Source organism: Nocardia spongicola (genome assembly GCF_047200775.1).
GTDB lineage: Bacteria > Actinomycetota > Actinomycetes > Mycobacteriales > Mycobacteriaceae > Nocardia.
The window spans coordinates 60,080-82,476 of the sequence record NZ_JBJZOO010000005.1 but is presented as its reverse complement, the minus strand read 5'-3'; the positions used below and the strand labels follow the sequence as shown (position 1 = coordinate 82,476).

Annotated in this window: 21 protein-coding genes; 16 read left to right on the top strand and 5 right to left on the bottom strand. The window is 65.4% G+C overall.

The window, feature by feature from the left end; all coding sequences use genetic code 11:
- The first annotated feature begins 10 nt into the window (after window positions 1-10).
- The 3 genes from ACL02S_RS12545 to ACL02S_RS12535 all read left to right on the top strand — a co-directional run bounded on the left by ACL02S_RS12545 (window position 11) and on the right by ACL02S_RS12535 (window position 4,214).
- The gene (locus ACL02S_RS12545; RefSeq protein WP_412802556.1) at window positions 11-1,768 is read left to right on the top strand and encodes a proline--tRNA ligase; all 1,758 of its coding nucleotides are present in this window, start codon (window positions 11-13) and stop codon (window positions 1,766-1,768) included.
- A gap of 130 nt (window positions 1,769-1,898) precedes the next feature.
- Entirely contained in the window at window positions 1,899-2,318 is a 420-nt protein-coding gene (locus ACL02S_RS12540) for a hypothetical protein (RefSeq protein ID WP_412802555.1), read from the top strand.
- A 144-nt stretch (window positions 2,319-2,462) separates the two neighbouring features.
- Complete coding sequence (locus ACL02S_RS12535) at window positions 2,463-4,214, top strand: acyl-CoA dehydrogenase family protein (protein ID WP_412802554.1); 1,752 nt, start codon at window positions 2,463-2,465, stop codon at window positions 4,212-4,214.
- 79 nt (window positions 4,215-4,293) lie between these two features.
- Here the strand turns inward: ACL02S_RS12535 and ACL02S_RS12530 are convergent, their stop codons facing one another.
- The 3 genes from ACL02S_RS12530 to ACL02S_RS12520 form a co-directional block, all read right to left on the bottom strand.
- On the bottom strand, window positions 4,294-5,460 hold the full coding sequence (locus ACL02S_RS12530) for a hypothetical protein (protein WP_412802553.1): 1,167 nt from the start codon (window positions 5,458-5,460) through the stop codon (window positions 4,294-4,296).
- An 11-nt stretch (window positions 5,461-5,471) separates the two neighbouring features.
- On the bottom strand, window positions 5,472-6,401 hold the full coding sequence (locus ACL02S_RS12525) for a metal-dependent hydrolase (RefSeq protein ID WP_412802552.1): 930 nt from the start codon (window positions 6,399-6,401) through the stop codon (window positions 5,472-5,474).
- Between the two features lie 629 nt (window positions 6,402-7,030).
- Window positions 7,031-7,957, bottom strand: a complete 927-nt coding sequence (locus ACL02S_RS12520) for a metal-dependent hydrolase (protein WP_412802551.1) — start codon at window positions 7,955-7,957, stop codon at window positions 7,031-7,033.
- 262 nt (window positions 7,958-8,219) lie between these two features.
- On the opposite strand from ACL02S_RS12520, the gene ACL02S_RS12515 reads away from it, so the two are divergent.
- The gene (locus ACL02S_RS12515) at window positions 8,220-8,840 is read left to right on the top strand and encodes a TetR/AcrR family transcriptional regulator (protein WP_412802550.1); all 621 of its coding nucleotides are present in this window, start codon (window positions 8,220-8,222) and stop codon (window positions 8,838-8,840) included.
- Between the two features lie 101 nt (window positions 8,841-8,941).
- Here the strand turns inward: ACL02S_RS12515 and ACL02S_RS12510 are convergent, their stop codons facing one another.
- Window positions 8,942-9,376 carry a ferritin-like domain-containing protein gene (locus ACL02S_RS12510; RefSeq protein ID WP_412802549.1) on the bottom strand — a complete coding sequence of 145 codons (435 nt, stop codon included), beginning with the start codon at window positions 9,374-9,376 and terminating at the stop codon, window positions 8,942-8,944.
- A gap of 70 nt (window positions 9,377-9,446) precedes the next feature.
- Window positions 9,447-10,025: a hypothetical protein gene (locus tag ACL02S_RS12505; RefSeq protein WP_412802548.1), complete on the bottom strand. Its 579-nt coding sequence runs from the start codon at window positions 10,023-10,025 to the stop codon at window positions 9,447-9,449.
- A gap of 161 nt (window positions 10,026-10,186) precedes the next feature.
- Between ACL02S_RS12505 and rimP the strand changes: the two genes are divergently transcribed.
- From rimP to ACL02S_RS12445, 12 genes are all read left to right on the top strand, one after another.
- Complete coding sequence (gene rimP, locus ACL02S_RS12500; RefSeq protein WP_412802547.1) at window positions 10,187-10,870, top strand: ribosome maturation factor RimP; 684 nt, start codon at window positions 10,187-10,189, stop codon at window positions 10,868-10,870.
- Entirely contained in the window at window positions 10,867-11,895 is a 1,029-nt protein-coding gene (nusA, locus tag ACL02S_RS12495; protein ID WP_412802546.1) for a transcription termination factor NusA, read from the top strand. The genes rimP and nusA overlap by 4 nt, the downstream gene beginning before the upstream one ends.
- A 137-nt stretch (window positions 11,896-12,032) precedes the next feature.
- Window positions 12,033-12,365 carry a YlxR family protein gene (locus tag ACL02S_RS12490; protein ID WP_412802545.1) on the top strand — a complete coding sequence of 111 codons (333 nt, stop codon included), beginning with the start codon at window positions 12,033-12,035 and terminating at the stop codon, window positions 12,363-12,365.
- 104 nt (window positions 12,366-12,469) lie between these two features.
- On the top strand, window positions 12,470-15,511 hold the full coding sequence (gene infB, locus ACL02S_RS12485) for a translation initiation factor IF-2 (protein WP_412802544.1): 3,042 nt from the start codon (window positions 12,470-12,472) through the stop codon (window positions 15,509-15,511).
- Window positions 15,512-15,581: 70 nt separating this feature from the next.
- On the top strand, window positions 15,582-15,872 hold the full coding sequence (locus ACL02S_RS12480; protein WP_412802543.1) for a DUF503 domain-containing protein: 291 nt from the start codon (window positions 15,582-15,584) through the stop codon (window positions 15,870-15,872).
- A 100-nt stretch (window positions 15,873-15,972) separates the two neighbouring features.
- On the top strand, window positions 15,973-16,416 hold the full coding sequence (gene rbfA / locus ACL02S_RS12475) for a 30S ribosome-binding factor RbfA (protein ID WP_412802542.1): 444 nt from the start codon (window positions 15,973-15,975) through the stop codon (window positions 16,414-16,416).
- A 13-nt stretch (window positions 16,417-16,429) separates the two neighbouring features.
- The gene (locus ACL02S_RS12470) at window positions 16,430-17,431 is read left to right on the top strand and encodes a DHH family phosphoesterase (protein ID WP_412802541.1); all 1,002 of its coding nucleotides are present in this window, start codon (window positions 16,430-16,432) and stop codon (window positions 17,429-17,431) included.
- Between the two features lie 253 nt (window positions 17,432-17,684).
- The gene (locus tag ACL02S_RS12465) at window positions 17,685-19,019 is read left to right on the top strand and encodes an MATE family efflux transporter (RefSeq protein ID WP_412802783.1); all 1,335 of its coding nucleotides are present in this window, start codon (window positions 17,685-17,687) and stop codon (window positions 19,017-19,019) included.
- A gap of 74 nt (window positions 19,020-19,093) precedes the next feature.
- A complete protein-coding gene (locus ACL02S_RS12460) occupies window positions 19,094-20,053 on the top strand; it encodes a metallophosphoesterase family protein (RefSeq protein WP_412802540.1) in 960 nt (319 codons plus the stop codon).
- Window positions 20,054-20,191: 138 nt separating this feature from the next.
- Complete coding sequence (gene npt / locus ACL02S_RS12455) at window positions 20,192-20,860, top strand: 4'-phosphopantetheinyl transferase Npt (protein WP_412802539.1); 669 nt, start codon at window positions 20,192-20,194, stop codon at window positions 20,858-20,860.
- Window positions 20,860-21,759, top strand: coding sequence for a tRNA pseudouridine(55) synthase TruB (gene truB / locus ACL02S_RS12450; protein WP_412802538.1), 900 nt, complete (start codon window positions 20,860-20,862; stop codon window positions 21,757-21,759). Before npt ends, truB begins: the two co-directional genes overlap by 1 nt.
- Before the next feature lie 67 nt (window positions 21,760-21,826).
- Window positions 21,827-22,270 (top strand): transposase, encoded by a 444-nt coding sequence (locus ACL02S_RS12445; RefSeq protein ID WP_412802537.1) that lies wholly within the window; start codon window positions 21,827-21,829, stop codon window positions 22,268-22,270.
- Window positions 22,271-22,397 lie beyond the last annotated feature (127 nt).

Genomic DNA, 22,397 nt, shown 5'->3' with positions numbered 1-22,397 from the left:
CTGTGCTTCCGTGATCACCCGCCTCTCCCGACTGTTCCTGCGTACCCTCCGCGACGATCCCGCCGACGCGGAGGTCCCCAGCCACAAACTCCTGGTTCGCGCCGGCTATGTGCGCCGAGTCGCCCCTGGCGTCTACTCGTGGTTGCCGCTGGGCCTGCGCGTGCTGCGCAAGGTCGAGGACATCGTGCGCGAAGAAATGGACGCGATCGGCGCACAGGAGATCTCGCTACCCGCATTGTTGCCGCGCGATCCGTACGAGACCACCAATCGGTGGACCGAATACGGCGACGGCCTGTTCCGGCTACGGGACCGCAAGGGCGCGGACTATCTGCTCGGCCCGACCCACGAGGAACTCTTCGCGCTCACCGTCAAAGGCGAGTACAGCTCCTATAAGGACCTCCCGGTCACGCTGTATCAGATCCAGACCAAATACCGCGATGAGGAGCGCCCCCGCGCGGGCATCCTGCGCGGCCGCGAATTCGTGATGAAGGACTCCTACTCCTTCGATCTGGACGAGGACGGCCTCAAAGCCAGTTACGACGCGCATCGGCAGGCCTATCAGCGCATCTTCGACCGGCTGCGGGTCGAATACGTCATCGTCGCGGCCACCTCGGGCGCGATGGGTGGCAGTGCGTCGGAGGAATTTCTCGCCGACAGTCCCGTCGGTGAGGACACCTACGTGCGTTGTCCGGAATCCGGCTACGCCGCCAATGTCGAGGCTGTGGTCACGCCGGCTCCCGACCCGCTGCCGATCGAGGGACAGCCCGAGGCCGTCGTATTCGATACCCCGGGCACCCCGACCATCGCGACACTGGTGGACTGGGCCAACGAGGCAGGCGTGGCCGAGCGCTACGGGCGTCCGGTCACCGCGGCCGACACCTTGAAGAACGTCATGGTCAAGCTGCGCCATCCGGACGGCAAGACCGAGATCCTCGGTATCGGCGTCCCCGGTGACCGTGAGGTCGACGACAAGCGCCTCGGCGCATCCGTCGAACCGGCCGAGGTGGAACTGCTCACCGACGCCGATTTCGCCGAGAACCCGTTCCTCGTGAAGGGTTACATCGGACCGAAGGCACTGCAAGCCAATGGTATTCGCTATCTGGTCGACCCTCGGGTTGTCAGCGGGACCAGCTGGATCACCGGCGCCGACGCACCGGGCAAGCATGTCGTCGGCTTGGTCACGGGCCGCGACTTCACGCCAGACGGCACCATCGAGGCCGCCGAGGTGCGCGATGGCGACCCCTCGCCCGACGGGCACGGCCGGTTGGTGTCGGCGCGCGGAATCGAGATCGGCCACATCTTCCAGCTCGGCAACAAGTACACCGACGCGTTCGAAGTGGACGTACTCGGTGAGAACGGCAAACCGGTGCGGCTGACCATGGGGTCCTACGGTGTCGGCGTCTCGCGCATGGTCGCGGTGATCGCCGAACAGCAGCACGACGACAAGGGGCTGCGCTGGCCTGCCTCGGTCGCGCCGTATGACGTGCACGTGGTCATCGCGAACAAGGACGACGCGGCCCGTGCCGGCGCCGAGGAAGTAGTGGCCGGATTGCACGCCAAGGGCCTGGACGTGCTCTTCGACGACCGTACGGCCTCGCCGGGAGTGAAGTTCAAGGACGCCGAACTGCTCGGTATGCCGCTGGTGCTGGTGATCGGGCGCGGCTGGGCCGAGGGCACCGTGGAACTGCGCGACCGGTTCACCGGCGAGACCGAAGAGCTCCCCGCGGCTTCGGCGGTGGACGCGGTGGTGGCCAAGGTTCGCCGCTGACCTTGTTCGCCGCAGGCCCCTGACGGCTCGGCTCAGGGGCCTGCGGAGACCAGATATACCAACCCCACGTGATCGGGGTATGTGCCTGCCCGCAAGGATATTTCGCTGTCGCGAAGGGTAGGAGCTGCTAGTGGGCGATTTCGCGCGTGTCATGCCGAGGCTGTATTCGCGACTGTCAAGCGAATACGGGACCATCGGCCGTTTCTTCTTCGACTCCGACTCGGGAACGATCACCGCAATTTCTCGTAGTGGTTATGGGTTGTCGATGATTCTCACCGATGTGGGCGAAGGAATTCGTATCGATCTCGGGCTCGGTCTGTCCCTTGTGATACCACACAATGAACCGTTCGACTTATCCGATGTGTCGGCTCCCGTGAGCTCGTTGATCGAGAACGGCATAACCCTGCATGTACCGCTGGAACCAGCGGGTGATCCGGTAGTTCGATACACGCTCGAGTTTCCCGGAGGTGTAATGAGTTCGCGGATCCCGGGCCGTGCGTACACGGAGTTCACTGTCGGTGGCTGGTCTTCCTTCTTCGGCTCCCGATGAAGATCGGGTTCCGGCCTTGCTCGCAGCGTGCAGGCCCTGCAGGAACCGAACCGTCGATACTTACGGAATCGTAACCTGAATTTGCTGGTCAATGTTCCGTACACCTGGTCCACGCTGCGGTTACTCGCTGGTAAGTTAACCGGCATGACAAACACCGACGCGCGGTTGTTCAACCCGGCCACCTACGATCCGCAGCAGTTCGACGCCGAGACCAGGCGACTGTTGCGCGCCACCATCGAGTGGTTCGAAAGCCGGGGTAAACAGCGTCTGCTCGACGACGATGCGAACGCGGTGTGGACGGCCGACTTCCTCAACTTCGTGAAGAAGGAGAAGCTGTTCGCTACCTTCCTGACGCCTGCGGCCTATGCCGACGGTGACCAGAACCGGCGCTGGGACGCGGCGCGCAATGCGGCGCTGTCGGAGATCTTCGGTTTCTACGGTCTGGCGTACTGGTACGCCGAGCAGGTGACCATCCTCGGTCTCGGCCCGATCTGGCAGAGCGACAACGAGGAGGCCAAGAAGCGCGCGGCCGCCGATCTGTCCGCGGGTGAGGTGATGGCCTTCGCGCTGTCCGAGCAGACGCGCGGCGCCGATATCTACAACACCGATCTGGTGCTCACACCCACCGAGCCGGGCAGCGAGGATGCCGAGGCCGGAATTCTGTTCCGCGCCAACGGCGAGAAGTACTACATCGGCAATGGCAATGTGGCCAGTATGGTGTCGGTGTTCTCCCGGCGCGCCGATCTCGACGGCGCCGACGCTTACGTCTGGTTCGTCGCCGATTCCCGCCACGAGAACTATCGTCTGCTCGGCAATGTGGTGCACGAGCAGATGTACGTCAGCAGCTTCCGCCTGGAGAACTACCCGGTCCGGGCCGAGGATATCCTGCACACCGGCCCCGAGGCGTTCTCCGCCGCGCTGAACACGGTCAACGTGGGCAAGTTCAACCTCTGCCACGGCGGCATCGGTATGGTCGAGCACTCCTTCTACGAGGCGATCACCCACGCGAACAACCGCGTCCTCTACGGCAACCCGGTCACCGATTTCCCACATGTGCGTACGAATTTCGTCGACGCCTACGCGCGTATTCTCGCGATGAAGCTGTTCAGCGATCGCGCTGTCGACTACTTCCGCAGCGCGAGCCTGGACGATCGTCGCTATCTGCTGTTCAACCCGATGACGAAGTCCAAGGTGACCTCCGAGGGTGAGACCGTGATGACGCTACTGCTGGATGTGCTGGCCGCCAAGGGGTTCGAGAAGAACACCTACTTCGCCGAGGTACGGCGGCTGATCAACACCTTGCCCCGGCTGGAGGGCACGGTACACGTGAACGTCGGGCAGATCCTGAAGTTCATGCCGAACTATCTGTTCAATCCTAAGGACTACCCGGAGATCGAGACCAGGCAGGATGCGGCCGACGACGCGTTCTTCTGGCAGCAGGGCCCGGCGCGGGGCGCGGGCAAGGTGCAGTTCGCCGACTGGACCCCCAGCTACGACAAGCATGCCGATATCCCCAATGTGGGCCGGTTCTACGAGCAGGCACAGGCGCTGCGCACTCTGCTGACCACGGCGGCGCCCGCTGCCGAGCAACAGCAGGACCTGGACTTCATGCTGACCATCGGCCACCTGTTCTCCCTGGTGGTCTACGGTCAGCTGATTCTGGAGCAGGCGGCGATCACCGGGCTGGACCGGGATCTGATCGACCAGATCTTCGACTTCCAGATCCGCGATTTCAACGGCTACGCCACCGCACTGTACGGCAAGCCGTCGGCCACCGAGGACCAGCGGAACTGGGCGACCTCCGCGCTGCGTTCGCCGGTTGCCGACCGTCCGCGTTTCGACCGGGTGTGGGCCGAGGTAGCGGCCTACGACGGCGCATACGAGATGCGGCCGTAGCGTCCGGCTGTTTCGCGGGGATCTCCCGATTCAGGGCGGCCGATGCTCGGGGCACTCGGCCGCCCTACGGGGAGGTGCGCTATGCGGTAGGCGCCACCGCCCGGTCGACGGGGGGAGTAGTAGTGTTGCCCGCCTCGGCCTTTCGGCGCGGGATGGTGAGTGTGGCGAGCACGCAGAGTATCGCTATGGTGAAGCAGGCCACGGCGTACCAGAGGCTTCCGATCGGGTCGCCGTTGCTCGTCACACCGTCCGAGGCGGCGAAGAAGTCAGGCAACGCGCTCACCCAGAACACCGCCATAGCACCCAGATACACCAGGCTGTAGATCTGGACGAGCCGGTTCGTGTATTGCGGAGTGTCGTCCTGGCCCTGTCGTAGCCGCAGCCACTGTTTGGTCAGGACCAGCGCGGCGACGACGGTGACGACAACCAGTTCGGCCGCGTAGAGGAAGCCACGTACTGTGTCGCTGCCCATGCCGAACAGCGTTGCGGGAAGCGGCAATACCGCTGTTCCCAGCGAAGCGAGCAGACCGATGACCACGGTCCGCCACACCAGTTGTGGTCCGGAGAAGTTTCGGCCGGCGTCGACGTGGCGCCCGACGAACAGTTGGACGCAGAACGCGAGCGATATCGGCCACAATGCGCCGAAGACGACCACACTCGGTAGCGGCACCGAATCGAACATCGGTTGATTGATCGCGTTCTCGGTAGACCACGCCCACCAGCGCAGTTGCGGGCCGAGATGGTCGAAGATCTCGTAGAAGGCATGGTGGACGAAGCCGACGCAGATCGCACCGAGAACGACTCCGTACCGACGACGGAATACGCCCAGCATCCGGACGAGCTCGTAAGCCATGGTGGCCATGAGCGGATAGATGGCGACGATGTACAGCGGTAGCCGGCCCCACAGGAATTCCACGGTGAACAGGTTGTGCGCGAACATCGTGTCGACGTGTGCGTCGATGCCGAAGGCCGCCGGGAAGTACAGCGGTGGCTCGATAATGTACAGATAGGCGCTCGCACCGAACCAGATCACCAGGTTGGTGGGATCACCGTGTCTGCGCAAACGCATGATCGCGTAGATCAGCATGAGCACCGATCCAAGGATGATCGTGAACTCCAGGACCGGTAGCGTCCAGTTCTCCAAGGCGAGCGGGTTTCGCACCTCGACGAGTCCACCGGCCTCGTCGCAGGAAAAGCCCAGTGCGGTCGCGAGCCGCTCGAAGGTGGCCGCGCAGTGATCAGCCATCGGTTCAACTCCTACTTACGAGCGGTCGTATCCGCGGTGTACCAGTGTGTGACGTCGTATCCGGCCTCGTAGCGGTCGAACCACAGGTCGGCGAGTGCGGGTAGTTTTTCGTGTGCCGGATTGTGCTTGGGTAGCTGACTGCGGATGATGCCGGCCAAGGCGGTCAGTTGCTCGCGGCGGGGCAGGTCGTCGAACGCACGCGACATCGGGCCGTTGTATTGCGCCTTCAGCAGTGGCAACCACGTGCGCAACTTCTGCTGAGCCCGGTACGACGCGAACATCGCCAGTGCGTCGATCTTCCGTTCCTCCAGTGGGACATGCTTATTGAATCCCTCGCAGGCCACCCTGATGGTCCGCATCACATGGCGGAAGATCGACGGCGCCATCCGCATCCGGTACGTATCGCTTCCGACGACGGAGTCGAAGATGATGAGCGCGGAGCTGCGATGCTCGACTTCTTCGACGAAGTGCCAGATGAACAGCGACGCGACCCGGTCGTCTCCTGACCGGAAGAGGGCCGCTTCGTTATCGAGCATCAGTTTGAACACCGGGGTGAAGGTCGCCTCCAGATCGGCGGTGTAGGCGAGCCGATAGTCGATGGAGGTATTCACGGTGAGTCGGTCGAACGCGCTGATCACGTCATTGAGCGTCTCCTGTAGCCCCGGGTACGCCTTGATCAGCGCGTTGACATGCTGGCGATGGGCGGTGGAGTGTTGCCCCTCCTGATGGACGAACGCGGTGGCTTCCTCGGCGACTTCTGGGTCGGTGATCAGCGGCATGGCCTCTCTGATCATGTTCACGACCATCTTCTCGAAGGCGATGGCGAGGAAGGACACCGCATTGGCCATCGACGAGAACGCCGGATTCTCTTCATTCCATAGGAAGGGCACGTCGTAGTCCGCGAACGCGAACCGCATCTTCCGCATCTGTAGATCGGTCACTTGGTTGCACCTCTTTGTTCGTACGTCGTATGGCCCGGTGGTTTCGTTCGGATCCGCCGCCGCTGCACTGAGGATGATCATACGCACAACTGGTTAAGTGTATGATCACAATTGCGGCTGTTATGACTACACCGCTGCTCGGGCGGTGTAGTCGGCCTATCTCCCTGTGAACGAGGCCATGGGATCCGGCCCCTGGGTGGAGACCGCTCTTGTACGAGTTGAGGCAGATCGGCAGTCGGGCGGTTATGATGCCGAAGTCGTCTCCGTGGTCTGTGCGCCGACAGGTGTGTGCGATCGCATGCCGGGGAGCGGGACGACTCGCCAGAGCGATCCACATCTCCCGCTCGGGAGAACCGGCTACGAGGGTGAAAAGGGCTCGATATCGTACGCCGGCCACGGCACGCAATTCGCATCCCGATCATTCGGAGAAAAATTTCGTCGGCGTAATTCGATTTCTTTTTCGGAACCTTCGGTGACTGCTTCGGCAACACCACCCGAGAAGCATTTCGGGGAGGAATGCGAACCGGGCTGTCGAGTGTCGGGAAGTGGTCCGTGAGTCGAGAAGTCGAGTGCGATCGCAAGCCGTTCGAATGTCGGCGCGCAATTATCGACCGTCAGCCCGGATCTCACTACGAAGCGGTGGTATCCGCGGTGTACCAGTGTGTGACGTCGTATCCGGCCTCGTAGCGGTCGAACCACAGGTCGGCGAGTGCGGGTAGTTTCCGCTGCGCCGGGTTGTACCAGGGCAGCTGACTGCGGATGACACCGGCCGATGCGATGAGTTGTTCGCGGCGAGGCAGGTTCTCGAACGCGTGTGGCATCGGGCCGTTGTCTTGTGCCTTCAGCAGTGGCAGCCACCTGCGCAACTTCTGCTTACGCCGGTATGAGGAGGATATCGCCAGTGCGTCGATCTTTCGTTCCTCCAGCGGGACATGTTTGTTGAATCCCTCGTAGATCACCCTGAAGCCCCGCGCCACGTGGCGGAAGATCGACGGCGCCATCCGCGTCCGGTATATGTCGCTTCCGACGACGGAGTCGAAGATGATGAGCGCGGAGCTGCGGTGTTCGATTTCTTCGACGAAGTGCCAGATGAACAGCGAGGCGACCCGGTCGTCTCCCGGCCGGAAGAGGGACGCGTCGTTGTCGAGCACCAGCTTGAACGTGGGGGCGAAGGACACCTCCAGATTCGCGATGTAGGCGAGCCTGTAGTCGACGGAGGTGTTCACGGTGAGCCGGTCGAACTCGTTGATGATGTCGTCGAGGGTCTCCTGCAGTCCGGGGTGCTGCTTGATCAGGGCGTTGACATGCTGGCGGTGGGACGTGGAATGTTGTCCCTCCTGATGCACGAACGCGTCGGCCTCCGCTGCCACCTCCTGGTCGGTGATCTGTGGTTTGATCTCCCGAACCAAGTTCACAATCATTTTCTCGAAGGCGACCGAGAAGAAAGATGCCGCATTGGTCATCGAGGAGTACGCTGGATTCTCTTTGTTCCATAGAAAGGGCACATCGTAGTCCGCGAACGCGAACCGCATCTTACGCATTTGTAGATCGGTCACTTGGTTGCACCTCTTTGTTCGTAAGTTGTTCCTGAGTGGTATTGCTCGATACTTTTATTCGAATCCGCCGTCGCTGCGTCGAGGATTATCCTACGCATAACTTGTCGTGCCAATAATTACAATTGGGGGAATTATGGGTTGAGCGCCGCTCGGGCGACGTTCTGCCCTGTGGTAAAGTTGAGCCTTTGATCTGGGTAGTCGGCGAGCTATCCGTTCGGAGTTTTCGCAGGCGCAGATATCGTTCGAGCCGAGGAAGCAGGCAGTGGCAGGAAGGCGTGGGTGGCGCGGGAGTCCGCCGAACAGTGACGAAGAAGCATCCCGGCGCATCGTCGCCGCCGCGGTCGATCTGATCTCTCGCACGGGCGCGGCGATCAGCATCGCCGATGTCGCGGAGTCGTTGGGTGTCATCCGGCAGACGGTGTACCGGTACTTCCCCAGTGCGGACGAACTGATGCGCGCGGCGGCCATCGCGTCCGTCGACGGATTCCTCGATCGGTTGACACGGCACGTGCGCGGTATCGAAGACCCGGTCGACGCGCTGACCGAGGGAGTGATCTATACCCTCGCCGAGGTACCTCGAATACCCCACCTCGGCATTCTGCTGTCCAGTACGTATTCGAACGCCCACCCCGATGGCATCGTCTCCGAAGAGGCGCAAACCTTCGGAGCGACGATGATCAAACGCTACGACGTCGACTGGGAGCGCTACGGCTACGACGATGCCTCGCTGCACGAACTGGTCGAATACCTACTGCGCACAATGCAGTCGTTCTTCCTCTCCCCGGGGAATCCGCCACGCGGCGAAGAGGACTTGCGACGCTATCTACGCCGCTGGATGGGCCCGGTGATCATCGCTCAGATGTCGCCCTCGGTGAGTGTGTAGTTCCGAAAAGCGCTGGGCCGCGCAGTGACGGTGCCTGGATGTGATCCCGGACTCCGGCCACGGTGGTGAGCGCGTTGCGCACCCGGTTGTCGATGTGCCGGTCAGGCCGCGCCGGGGAATGCGCGGGTGGGTGGGTTCGCACCGAGGAACGACTGCCAGGTGGCCAGCCGGACGGCAGCTTCGGTGAGCGCGTCGACACCGGTACCACGCACTGTCGCGGAGGCGCCTCGCTCGACCACCGAACGCCAGGCGACCGCGGTGTCCGACTCGACAGTCACGGCGAGCCGGGCGGCCGAGACCGGATCGGTGACCGGGAACGGCGCCGTGTAAGCGGCGTCAGGCGGTGGTACCTGTGCGCCGTCCGCGGTGAGGGTGTCGGCGATGGTGTCGCGCCGGGCACGATGCGCGGCGGTGTACTGGGCTATCAGTTCGGTGCGTTCGGTCGAGGCGTACGCGGCGATCACGCCGTAGGCGTACACCGCGGCGTATTCGGCGTTCAGCGCGTCTCGCAGCGCCTGATGTTCGTTCTCGCTCATGCTGTGTCCCTTTCTGCCTGAGCGGGGCCCTGCGTGGTGATGCTGCGCTGCCGTCTTCGGGCCTGACCGCTCATGCGAGTAGCACCCCCGCCTGGGTCGCGCACGCCGCGCTGATCGAAGCGAGTAATCCGGCTCGGTACCCGGACAGGGTGCGAGCGAGATCGGCGGCCGATTTCTGGGACTCGGTCAACTGGGTACGCAGCGCGACGATATTCGGTGCGACGACCGTGCCGGTGGCCGCGGCGGCCGCATCCGATTCCTGGGTGCGACGCACCGGTGTGGTGCCGTCGGCGTAGACGCCGATCACACGATCGATCTCGGTGCGAAGGGCCTCGGCGTGCGCGGTGCGTTCGGCCGCGATGGCGCTCAGTGCGGCATGCCGCTGTGGTTCCATCGCGATGGCCGCGGTCGCCGCGGCGGCATCGGCACGGGCCAGCGCTTCCTGTGCGGCGAGTGGATCCGGTTCCTGGACGGTGTCTTCGGTGGCGCAGCCGGCCAATGCGCCGAGAGCGAGGATGCCGACCGTCCCACGGCCCGCGAGACGCAGCGCGTTGCGACGATCGAGGGCGGCGGGGTGGGACTCGGGCCGGACCAGTGGTATGCCGGAAGTGTGCCCGGCATGCGGCAGGGCGGAAAGGCTGATGGGCACGGGACTATCGTGCCAGATTCGCGGCATACCACCGGATGAGGCGTCGGTCGTGGCGCGCGTACTCCTTGCCCCGTGGTCCATTACACTCTCGTGGCGCGTTACGCTAGACCTTCGGTAGAGAAATTTCCCGCCGCGTCACAACTGAACCAGGAGTCGCCCATATGCCCATGCCGACCGAGGAAAGGGTGAGCCAGCTCGTAGCTGGTCTCGTCGAACGCCGAGGATTCGACCTCGAGGGTGTCGAGATCTCGACGGCGGGTAGGCACCCGGATGCGCAGGCTCGGGTGCAAGTGACGGTGGACAGCGACACCTCCGATCTGGACTCCCTCGCTGTGCTCAGTACGGAGCTCTCGGCTCTGCTGGACGATGCGGGAGATTTCGGTGAGACGCCCTATCTGCTGGAAGTCTCGACTCCTGGCATAGACCGCCCGCTCACCGCCGACCGGCACTGGCGCCGGGCCCAAGGGCGAAAGGTGCGCGTCGTGCTGCGCGAAGGCGCGCAGCCGCCTGCGGGATCGCAGGCCTTCGATGCAAGGGTCGGTGCGCTCGCGGGCGCCTCGGTGGCGCTGGTACTCGGCGGTAATCGCAATCCACATCGAGTGATGGTCCCGCTCGCCGATATCGCCGACGCCGTAGTTCAGGTCGAGTTCTCCCCACCCGGCGCCAAGGAACTGGAACTCGCCGGTGGGGTTGTCCCTGGGCGGCCGACCCCTGGCCGAGAAGACGCGGTGGCGGTCGAGGACATCTCCGATACCGCGGAACACAGTCCGCCGCGCAGCACACCGAATGCGCAACCCGAACCGGTAACAGCGTCTGATTCATCGATCGAAGGGATCGTGGAATGAACATCGAAATCGAAGCCCTGCGTGCGATCGTCGCAGACAAAGGGATCTCGATCGAGACCGTGATCTCCGCGATCGAGTCGGCTCTGCTCACCGCCTATCGGCATACCGAAGGGCATCAGCCCAACGCGCGTATCGATATCAACCAGAAGACCGGTGTGGTCCGGGTGATGGCGCGTGAGCTGGATGCCGATGGCAACGTGATCTCCGAATGGGACGATACCCCAGAGGGGTTCGGTCGGATCGCGGCGACCACCGCCCGCCAGGTGGTGTTGCAGCGGCTGCGGGATGCGGAGAACGAGAAATCCTTCGGCGAGTTCTCCACTCACGAGGGCGATATCGTCGGCGGTGTGGTGCAGCGCGACGCGCGAGCCAATGCCCGCGGTACCGTCGTGGTGCGTGTCGGTAGCGAGCTGCACGGTGCGGAGGGATTGATCCCGCCCGCCGAACAGGTACCGGGCGAGACCTATGAGCACGGCGACCGGATCAAGTGCTACGTGGTCGGCGTCTCTCGTGGTCCGCGCGGGCCGCAGATCACGCTGTCGCGTACCCACCCGAATCTGGTGCGGCGGTTGTTCGCGCTCGAGGTGCCCGAGATCGCCGACGGTTCGGTGGAGATCACCGCCGTAGCACGGGAAGCCGGGCATCGCTCCAAGATCGCGGTGCACAGCACGGTGCCTGGGGTCAACGCCAAGGGCGCTTGTATCGGTCCGATGGGGCAGCGGGTGCGCAATGTGATGAGTGAGCTGGCCGGCGAGAAGATCGATATCATCGATTACGCCGATGATCCCGCGACCTTTGTGGGGAACGCGCTTTCCCCGTCGAAGGTGGTTTCCGTCACAATTGTCGACCCCGAAGCGCGTGCGGCCCGCGTGGTGGTCCCGGATTTCCAGCTTTCGCTCGCCATCGGCAAGGAGGGGCAGAATGCCCGCCTCGCTGCGCGATTGACCGGTTGGCGCATCGATATCCGCAGCGATGCCGCGTCTGACGTGGGCGGATCCGTTCGGACGGAGGTGCATCGGAGTTGACCCGAACCCGGCTGCGCAGCACTGGGGCTGACATCACCCGTAGTGACATATTCATAACTTCCGCAGGGGAGGGGTTCGGCGATCCGAGTGCTTCAGCGGTAGAGTGTTCCAAGGTTCAGTCCGAGCTTTCGGCTCTTATGCTCGACCGCACTACCGAGCAGGATGCGGCGCCCCGGCGCCGAGCGGCTCCCGTACGGACGTGTATCGGATGCCGGAAGCGTGAACTGGCCGTCGATCTGTTGCGGATCGTGGCTCGGAATCGTGCGACCGGAGATGGCTCTCGGGTCATCGAGATCGTTCCCGATTCGCGCCGCAGACTTCCCGGACGGGGTGCTTGGTTGCACCCCTTTTCGGCTTGTCTGAGCGCGGCAGAGCGACGCCGAGCGATCGGCAGAGCACTACGAGTGTCCGGACATCTGGATATCTCGGCCCTGGAGTATTACCTCGAGAACAGGCACGAGCACTCATGAGCACACCGTGAAGTACCAACGATGAACGTCCATCGGAGATAACCCGAGGTCGTGCGGGCCGCCCCAAGACGGTGGCGCTGCTCGACCTCTCAGTGAGGAGAGCAGTGGCAGGCAAGGCCCGCGTGCACGAGTTGGCAAAAGAACTCGGAGTCACGAGCAAGGAACTACTCGCAACGCTCAAGGAGCAGGGCGAGTTCGTGAAGTCGGCGTCATCGACGGTGGAGGCTCCCGTCGCGCGTCGGCTGCGTGAATCATTCGCGGCGAAATCCGCTCCGTCGAACGGCGCCAAGACGGGTGCGCGCCCCGGTCCGTCATCGGCCCGTCCGGCCGCGAAGCCGACAGGCAACGGTCCGCGTCCCGGCCCGCGTCCAGGGCCGTCCCCGGCGCAGACTCCGGCGGCGCCCGCCGCCAAGGAGACAGCTCGTCCGGCCGCGCCCACCGGCGAATCCCCCGCTGTGAAGCCGGGGCCTGCCCGACCGGGCCCGGCCCCCGCGCCCAAACCCGCAGCACGGGATGCGGTCACCCCGCCCGCTGCCGCGGCCTCGGGGACCACCACGGGTTCCGCGCCCGCGCCTGCAGGCCCCCGTCCGACGCCAGGTGCTCCGCGTCCGGGACAGCAGCGTCCAGGGCAGCAGCGTTCCGGTGCCCCCACGCCGGGTGCTCCGCGTCCGGGTGGCGCCACTCCAGGGCCGCGTCCGGGGCCGAAGCAGCCACGCGTCGGTAACAATCCCTATTCGTCGGCTCCCGAACGGCCAGCGCCACGTCCGACTCCCGGTCCGCGTCCAGGCCCCGCGCAGGGCGGCCCGCGTCCGGGTCCGGCGCAGGGCGGTGGCCCGCGTCCCGGACCGGGCCAGGGTGCGCGTCCGGCGCCGGGTCAAGGTGGTGCGCGTCCAGCGCCGGGACAGGGCGGTGCGCGTCCCGCACCCGGTCAGGGTGGGCCGCGTCCCGGTGGCCCGCGCCCGAGTCCGGGTTCGATGCCGCCGCGGCCGAACCCCGGCGCTATGCCGTCGCGTGCGGCGCGTCCAGGCGGTGCCGGTGGTCCCGGTGCCGGTCGTCCGGGTCGCCCCGGCGGCGGTGCCGGTCGTCCCGGTGGCGGTGGTGGCGGCTACCGTGGCGGTGGCGGCGGTGCGCCGGGAGCCGGTGCGCCGGGAACGGGTGGGCCCGGTGGCTTCCGCGGTCGTCCCGGTGGGGGCGGCGGTCGTCCGGGTGGTCCCGGTGGCCGTGGTGGCGCGGCGGGCGCGTTCGGTCGTCCCGGCGGCGCTCCGCGTCGTGGCCGTAAGTCGAAGCGGCAGAAGCGCCAAGAGTACGACTCGATGCAGGCTCCCGCCGTCGGCGGTGTGCGGTTGCCCCGTGGCAACGGTGAGATCATCCGGCTCGCCCGTGGCGCGTCGCTGTCGGACTTCGCGGAGAAGATCGACGCGAACCCGGCCGCTCTGGTGCAAGCGCTGTTCAACCTCGGCGAGATGGTCACCGCGACCCAGTCGGTGAACGACGAGACGCTCGAGCTGCTCGGCGGCGAGATGAACTACGTGGTGCACGTGGTCAGTCCCGAGGACGAGGACCGCGAGCTGCTGGAGTCGTTCGACCTCACCTATGGCGAGGACGAGGGTGGCGAGGAAGACCTCGAACAGCGTCCGCCGGTGGTGACCGTCATGGGTCACGTCGACCACGGTAAGACCCGATTGCTGGACACCATCCGTAAGGCGAACGTCCGCGAGGGCGAGGCGGGTGGTATCACCCAGCACATCGGTGCCTACCAGGTGCTCACCCACCTCGGCGAAGAGGATCGGCTCATCACCTTCATCGACACCCCTGGTCACGAGGCGTTCACCGCCATGCGTGCCCGTGGTGCGAAGGCCACCGACATCGCGATCCTCGTGATCGCGGCCGATGACGGTGTCATGCCGCAGACGGTGGAGGCGATCAATCACGCGCAGGCGGCCGAAGTGCCGATCGTTGTCGCGGTCAACAAGATCGACAAGGAAGGCGCCAACCCGCAGAAGATCCGGCAGCAGCTCACCGAGTACGGCCTGGTCTCCGAGGAGTACGGCGGCGAAACCATGTTCGTCGACATCTCCGCCAAGCAGGGCACCAATATCGAGGCATTGCTCGAGGCCGTCCTGCTCACCGCGGACGCTGCCCTCGATCTGCGCGCGAACCCGGATATGGATGCCCAGGGTGTGGCCATCGAGGCGCATCTCGACCGCGGCCGTGGTCCGGTGGCCACGGTGCTGGTGCAGCGCGGCACGCTGCGCGTCGGCGATTCGATCGTGGCGGGCGATGCCTACGGCCGCGTGCGCCGCATGGTGGACGAGCACGGCGAGGATGTCGAGGCGGCGCTGCCGTCGCGTCCGGTCCAGGTCGTCGGCTTCACCTCGGTGCCGGGCGCCGGTGACAACCTGCTCGTGGTCGACGAGGATCGGATCGCTCGGCAGATCGCCGACCGCCGCAACGCGCGTAAGCGCAATGCGCTGGCCGCACGCAGCCGCAAGCGGATCAGCCTGGAAGATCTGGATGCCGCGCTGAAGGAAACCAGCGAGCTGAACCTGATCCTCAAGGGCGACAACTCCGGTACCGTCGAGGCGCTGGAAGAGGCGCTGCTCGGTATCCAGGTGGACGACGAGGTGCGGCTGCGGGTCATCGACCGTGGTGTCGGTGGTGTCACCGAGACGAATGTCAACCTGGCCTCCGCGTCGAACGCGATCATCATCGGGTTCAACGTCAGGGCCGAGGGCAAGGCGACCGAGCTGGCCAACCGCGAGGGCGTCGACATTCGCTACTACTCGGTGATCTACCAGGCCATCGACGAGATCGAGAAGGCCCTCAAGGGCATGCTCAAGCCGATCTACGAAGAGGTCGAGCTGGGCCGGGCCGAGATCAGGGCGATGTTCCGGTCGTCGAAGGTCGGTAATATCGCCGGCTGCATGGTCACCTCGGGCTCGATCAAGCGCAACGCCAAGGCGCGCTTGCTTCGCGACAACGTGGTGGTCGCCGAGACGATGACGATCTCGTCGCTGCGTCGCGAGAAGGACGATGTGACCGAGGTCCGCGAGGGCTTCGAATGCGGTATGACGGTCACCTACTCCGATATCAAGGAAGGTGACATCATCGAGGCCTACGAGCTGCGCGAGAAGCCGCGCGACTGAGAGAACGAGACGTGAGGCCCGGACGCTACGGCGTCCGGGCCGGTCGTCCGAGATAACCGAAGGGATATGGGTGTACCTGGGTGCACTGGAGTTCGATCTGCTGCTCGGTGATGTGCATTCACTGAAACAGAAGCGTTCGGTGATCCGGCCGATTCTGGCCGAGCTGCAGCGCTTCGGCGTGAGTGCTGCCGAGGGCGGAGAACATGAGCTGTACCGGCGTTCGCTGCTCGGCGTGGCCATGGTCAGCGCGGGAATGGACCACCTGACCGAGGTGCTGGACAAATGTGAACGTCACGTCGCGGCTCGCCCGGAGTTACAGTTGCTGGCGGTACGCCGCCGGATTTTCGGCCCAGAAGACTGACGCGGCGGACAGTGATCGGCATGGTTGCTCGATCCCGGCCGCGGCAGCGCCACATGTGTTGTGGCTGTCGAACAGAGTGAGTAGTGAGGAGGAACCGGCCATGGTGGATCAAGCCAGGGCACGCCGACTCGCCAAGCGGATTTCTTCGATTGTGGCGACCGCGATCGAATACGAAGTGAAAGATCCGCGGCTGCGTTTCGTGACCATCACCGATGCCAAGGTCACCGGTGATCTCCGGGAGGCGACGGTGTATTACACCGTGATGGGTGAGACTCTCGATACCGAACCGGACTATGACGGTGCTGCCGCGGGGCTGGAGAAGGCCAAAGGGGTATTGCGCTCGAAGGTAGGAGCGGGAACCGGGGTGAAGTTCACCCCGTCCCTGGCATTCGTGCTGGATACCGTGCCCGATGCGGCCCGGCAGATGGAGGAGCTGCTCGCCAGGGCACGGGCCGCGGATGATGCGGTCGCCAGAGTGGCCGCCACCGCCAGACACGCGGGAGACACGGACCCCTATAAGGCCGAACGCGATACCGACGAGTGATATCCGGTAGTCGATGACGGCGATGCGGGAAACGGCTGGTCTTGCCGCGGCGGTGGCGGCTCTGGATGCCGCGCGCTCGGTGACCGTCCTCTGCCATGTGCAGCCCGACGCGGACACCATAGGAAGCGGTCTCGCGCTGGCGCTGGTCCTGCATCAGCGTGGGACCACGGTGCGGGTATCGTTCGCCGAACCGGCCGAGTTGCCGGTGTCGATGCGGTCGCTGCCGGGGGTGCGGCATCTGGTGCCAGCGGATCACGTACCTGCCGAGGTGGACCTGCTCATCGCAGTGGACTGCAGTACCGTGGGTCGGCTCGGTGCGCTTGCCGACCGCTTGTCCGGCGCCGCGACGACAATGGTGATCGACCACCATCAATCGAACACACTTTTCGGTTCGATCAATGTGGTCGATCCCGGCGCCGAGTCCACGACGAGCCTGATCATGCGGTTGTTCGAGGTATGGGGCGTATCGATCAGTCCGGATATCGCGCATTGCCTCTACGCAGGCCTGGTCACCGATACCGGTTCGTTCCGGTGGGTGCGCCCGGGAACCCATGAACTGGCCGAGCGATTGCTGGCCACCGGAATCGACGGCGCCGAGATCAGCCGCACCTTGCTCGACACCCACCCGTTCGGTTGGTTGCCGATGCTGTCCCGGGTGCTCGACACCGCGCGGTTGGTGCCGGAGGCGCGTGGTGGTGTCGGGCTGGTATACGCGTTCGTGCGCCGCGACGATACCGGGGACGTGCGCCCGGAGGAGATCGAGAGCGTGATCGATGTCGTGCGCACGACCGCCGAGGCAGGAGTCGCGGCGGTATTCAAACAATCCCGCACCGTACCGGACCGGTGGACGGTGTCACTCCGCTCACGTGCTGCCGGGCCGCGGGAACACAGTGGTGTGGACGTGGCGGAGGTGGCCACGGGTCTCGGGGGCGGCGGGCACCGCTTCGCCGCCGGATACACCGCGGACGGTACGCCCGACGACGTGGTCGGTGCGTTACTGACCGCGCTCGGGTGAGCGAGATTCGCGGCGCCGACCGGTACGAAGCCGGCGGCTGTCACCGTGACGACTCGGCACCGGCCCGCATCACCGCTATGGGTCGCCACCGGTTCCCGGCCTGTCTGCCGCCGCATGCCGCGCATTCGGCCTGTGTTGTGCCCGGTGCGGGAAGCTCAGCGACGAGACCGGAGCGAGCCGGGTACAGGAGGTATGCGTGACCGCGGGGAGTTCCGGTGAGGTGGCAACCGATGCCCCGGCAACCGAGGCGCGGATATCCGGCGTCGACCGGGCTGCCGCGGCCGGACCGCGGCGCATCGCCGGGATCGCGGTGCCGACGCTCGGTGTACTGATCGCCGAACCGCTCTATCTGCTGTTCGATCTCGCCGTTGTCGGCAGGCTCGACGCGCTCGCGCTGGCAGGCCTCGCGGTCGGCGGGCTGATTCTGGCGCAGACGAGTTCGCAGCTGACCTTCCTGTCCTATGGCACCACCGCGCGGTCGGCCCGGCGCTACGGCGCGGGGGATCGCGCGGGCGCGGTGGTCGAAGGGGTGCAGGCTACGTGGATAGCGCTCGTGGTCGGCGCCGTGATTTTGTTGCTGACTCAGGTGTTCGCCGTACCGGTGACCACCGCCATCGCCGGCGGCGGTGATATCGCGGCCGAAGCCCTCGCCTGGGTCCGCATCGCACTGTTCGGGATACCGCTGATCCTGATCGCCATGGCAGGCAACGGGTGGTTGCGCGGTATCCAGCACACACGCCGTCCGCTGGTCTACGTGCTCGCCGGACTCACGGTTTCGGCTGTCCTCTGCCCGGTACTGGTGTACGGACTGCTCGGTGCGCCGCGTATGGAGCTGCCCGGTTCGGCGGTGGCGAATCTCGCCGGGCAGTTCGTCACCGCGGCATTGTTCGCGAACGCGTTGCTTCGGGAACAGGTCTCCTTGCTCCCGCGGTGGTCGCTCATCCGGACGCAGCTCGTGCTCGGGCGTGACCTCATTGTCCGTAGTGCCGCGTTCCAGGCCTGCTTCGTCTCGGCAGCGGCGGTCGCCGCCCGTTTCGGTGCCGCTTCGGTGGCCGCGCACCAGTTGGTTCTGCAACTGTGGGGCTTTCTCGCGCTCACCCTGGACGCATTGGCCATCGCCGCGCAGACGCTCACCGGTGCCGCGCTCGGTGCGGGCGATACCGCGGGTGCCCGCGGTATCGCCCGGCGCGTGACCTGGTGGTCGGAGCTCTTCAGCCTCGCCCTCGCGGCCTGCTTCGCGGCGGGGGCGACGGTGATCCCGTCATTGTTCACCGACGACCAGGAGGTGCTCGAACGCACCCAGGTGGTGTGGTGGTTCTTCGTCGCCTTGATCCCGGTGGCAGGCATCGTCTTCGCCCTCGACGGTGTCCTGCTCGGTGCGGGTGATGCCGCCTACTTGCGCACCACCACGCTCACCGCGGCTCTGCTGGGTTTCCTGCCCGCTATCTGGTTGTCGTTGGCGTTCGGCTGGGGTGTGGCCGGAATCTGGTCCGGCCTGGCCGCGTTCATGGTGTTGCGGCTGGTCGCCGTCACGTGGCGAGCGTTCTCGGGCCGATGGGCCCGCCCCGGCGCCGAGATTCTCAGCTGACGAGACACCGGGATCCGCGCACACCCGGCTGCCGGTGTGCGCGAATCGGATGAAGATGTGCCAAGGTAGGTGTGGTGATACCCAAGTTGATGGCGGTCAGCGATATTCACGTCGGACACCAGGGGAATCGGCCGGTTGTCGAGAAGATCACGGCGGATTCACCGGAAGACTGGCTTATCGTGGCCGGAGACGTGGGGGAGAAGACCGGGGACATCCGCTGGGCCCTGCAACTGTTGCGCAGCCGGTTCGCCAAGGTGATCTGGGTACCGGGCAACCATGAGCTGTGGACCACGGCGAAGGATCCGGTGCAGATGTCCGGGGTGGCGCGTTACGACTATCTGGTCGCGATGTGCCGCGATCTGGACGTGCTCACACCGGAAGACCCGTTCCCGGTGTGGGAGGGCGAAGGCGCGCAGGAATACGGCGGACCGGTGACATTGGTGCCGATGTTCCTGCTGTACGACTACACCTTCCTGCCCGCGGGCACCACCACCAAGGCTGAGGGTCTAGCGGTCGCGCGGGAGCGCAATGTGGTGGCGACCGACGAATTCCTGCTCTCGCCGGAACCGTACGCGACAAGGGACGCGTGGTGCCATGCTCGCGTACAGGCCACCAAACGCAAACTCGACGCACTCGCACCAGGCACCCCTGTCGTCCTGATCAACCACTTCCCGCTGGTCCGTCAGCCGACCGAGGTGCTGTTCTACCCGGAGTTCGCGCTGTGGTGCGGTACCGAACTGACCGCGGACTGGCACACCCGCTACAACGTGGTCTGCTCGGTCTACGGGCATCTGCACATTCCGCGCACCACGCACTACGACGGCGTCCGGTTCGAGGAGGTCTCGATCGGTTACCCGCGCGAATGGCAGCGGCGCGGTCTGCCCGACCGGCTACTGCGGCAGATCCTGCCGACTCCGCAGTATCCGCCGGGCACGCTGAACAAATGGGGTGGGCATTTCCGGGTGACCCCGGAGATGGAAGCCGCCGCCGCCGCCCTGCGCAGCAAGGCGCAGCAGCGGCGCGGCCCGGCCTAGATCCTCGACCCGCGTGGTCTCCGCCTGCATGAGCCGAGCGATTGCGGGCCGGAGCCATCCTGCGTGCGGCGGGGTGGCTATAGGCGGTTTCATGGCGTCGTATTCCCGGCCGATGGCACTGGACTAGGCTCGCAGGTGATGATCGAGAACATTCTGCCCGCGGGTGTGGCCTCGGCCGAGCTGCTGGCTTACCCGGAGGATCTACGGCCGCATCCGGCGGAGGAGCATCTCATCGCCAAATCGGTGGAGAAGCGGCGTCGTGATTTCATCGGTGCCAGGCACTGTGCCAGGTTGGCGCTGGAGCAGCTCGGTGAGCCGCCGGTCGCGATCGGCAAGGGGGAGCGGGGAGCTCCGGTGTGGCCACGCGGGATCGTCGGCAGTCTGACCCACTGCGATGGTTATCGCGCCGCCGCGCTCGGCCACAAGCTGCGGTTCCGTTCCATCGGCATCGATGCCGAGCCACATGCCGCCCTGCCCGATGGTGTGCTCGATTCGGTAAGCCTGCGACAGGAACGGCAGTGGCTGCGTGCCAACGATTCCGAACTGCACCTGGACCGGCTGCTGTTCTGCGCCAAAGAAGCCACGTACAAGGCGTGGTTTCCTTTGACCACGCGCTGGCTTGGTTTCGAGGAGGCGCACATCACGTTCGACATCGAGGACAGCACCGCCACGTCCGGGCACGGCAGTTTCCACAGCGGCTTGCTGGTACCGGGCCAGACCGTCGACGGCGGGGTCCCGCTGCATTCGTTCGATGGCCGTTGGCGGATCGCCGACGGTTACATCCTGACCGCGATCGCGCATATCTGATGGGCGGTCTCGGCGGTCTGCTCATCATCGACAAGGCCGGTGGCTGGACCAGCCACGATGTCGTCGCGAAATGCCGTAAACTGCTGCGCACCAAGAAAATCGGGCACGCGGGAACCCTGGACCCGATGGCCACCGGTGTGCTGGTGCTCGGTGTGGAACGCGCGACCAAACTGCTCGGCCTGCTCACGCTGACGACCAAGGCCTACACCGCGACCATCCGCCTCGGCCAGGCGACCAACACCGACGACGCCGAGGGCGAAGTGCTCACCACGACCCCGGCCCACCACCTCACCGACCCCGATATCGCCAGGCGCGTCGCCCAACTGACCGGAGATATCGACCAGGTCCCCGCCACGGTGAGCGCGATCAAAGTGAACGGCGAACGCGCCTACGCCCGCCACCGCGCGGGCGAAGACGTACAGCTGGCCGCCCGCCCGGTCACGGTATCGCGCTTCGATGTGCTCGCGCGCCGCGAGGCCGGAGATTTCGTCGATCTGGACGTACTGGTCGAGTGCTCCTCCGGCACCTATGTCCGGGCGCTGGCCAGGGACCTCGGCGCCGCGCTCGGCGTCGGTGGCCATCTGACCGCGCTGCGCCGCACCAGAGTCGGTCCGTTCACCCTCGATCATGCCCGCACCCTGGATGAGCTGGCCGCCGCCGTGGAATCGGAGGAGCCGCCGCTGAGCCTCGATATCGATGCCGCGGTGCGCACCGCGTTCCCGCGCCGGGACATCGACGAGAAACAGGCCGACGACCTGCGTAACGGCCGCTGGCTCGAACCCGTCGGCATCTCCGGTGTCTACGCCGCTGTCGACCCGGCGAGCCGTGCCATCGCCCTGCTACGGGAGTCCGGCAACCGCGCGTCCTCGGTGATGGTCGTCCGTCCGGCCAATCTCTGATCCAGGTGCGCGGCAGTCGTTGTCGCGGTGGGAGGCCCACGAACTGCGGGGCAGGCTGCGCTCGTAGGTGGTAGGAGCGTTGGCCTGCCCGGACGGCGTGCTTGTGGTGGATGAGACCGGGTTTGTGAGGAAGGGTGTGAAGTCGGCAGGTGTTCAGTGCCAGTCTTCCGGTACCGCCGGACGCGTGGAGAACTGCCGGCTCGGGGTGTTCCTCGCCTACGCCGCCGGCTCGGGACGAGCATTGATCGATCGGGAACTGTATCTGCCGGAATCGTGGGTGGGTGATGCGGACCGCCGCAACGAGGCAGGGATACCCGAACAATGTCGTGGACAAAGAGTTCTGACCAAACCCAGGCTGGCCGAAGCGATGCTCGCGCGTACTGTCGATACGGGCGTGACCGTCGGCTGGGTCGCCGCTGACGCGGCCTACGGGCGCGACGGAAAGTTCCGCTCGTTCCGCGAGGCCGTCGGCTGTCCTACGTACTGGAAGTGCCCGTCCGTCGGACCGTGAACGACCTGGACGGTCGTCGCCGGGTGGACACCCTTGCCGGTCGCGCGCCCACAGATGCCGGCACCGCATGTCGGCCGGGCTCGGTGAGCGAGGCGAACGCGTCTACGACTGGGCCTGGGCCACGCTT

What these genes read in the sequence shown, in the direction of transcription:
- ACL02S_RS12535 (WP_412802554.1), top strand. Translation starts at nt 2,463, where the DNA reads ATGACAAACACCGACGCGCGGTTGTTCAACCCGGCCACCTACGATCCG.
- ACL02S_RS12530 (WP_412802553.1), bottom strand. Translation starts at nt 5,460, where the DNA reads ATGGCTGATCACTGCGCGGCCACCTTCGAGCGGCTCGCGACCGCACTG.
- ACL02S_RS12510 (WP_412802549.1), bottom strand. Translation starts at nt 9,376, where the DNA reads ATGAGCGAGAACGAACATCAGGCGCTGCGAGACGCGCTGAACGCCGAA.
- rimP (WP_412802547.1), top strand. Translation starts at nt 10,187, where the DNA reads ATGCCCATGCCGACCGAGGAAAGGGTGAGCCAGCTCGTAGCTGGTCTC.
- nusA (WP_412802546.1), top strand. Translation starts at nt 10,867, where the DNA reads ATGAACATCGAAATCGAAGCCCTGCGTGCGATCGTCGCAGACAAAGGG.
- ACL02S_RS12490 (WP_412802545.1), top strand. Translation starts at nt 12,033, where the DNA reads ATGCTCGACCGCACTACCGAGCAGGATGCGGCGCCCCGGCGCCGAGCG.
- rbfA (WP_412802542.1), top strand. Translation starts at nt 15,973, where the DNA reads ATGGTGGATCAAGCCAGGGCACGCCGACTCGCCAAGCGGATTTCTTCG.
- ACL02S_RS12470 (WP_412802541.1), top strand. Translation starts at nt 16,430, where the DNA reads ATGACGGCGATGCGGGAAACGGCTGGTCTTGCCGCGGCGGTGGCGGCT.
- npt (WP_412802539.1), top strand. Translation starts at nt 20,192, where the DNA reads ATGATCGAGAACATTCTGCCCGCGGGTGTGGCCTCGGCCGAGCTGCTG.
- truB (WP_412802538.1), top strand. Translation starts at nt 20,860, where the DNA reads ATGGGCGGTCTCGGCGGTCTGCTCATCATCGACAAGGCCGGTGGCTGG.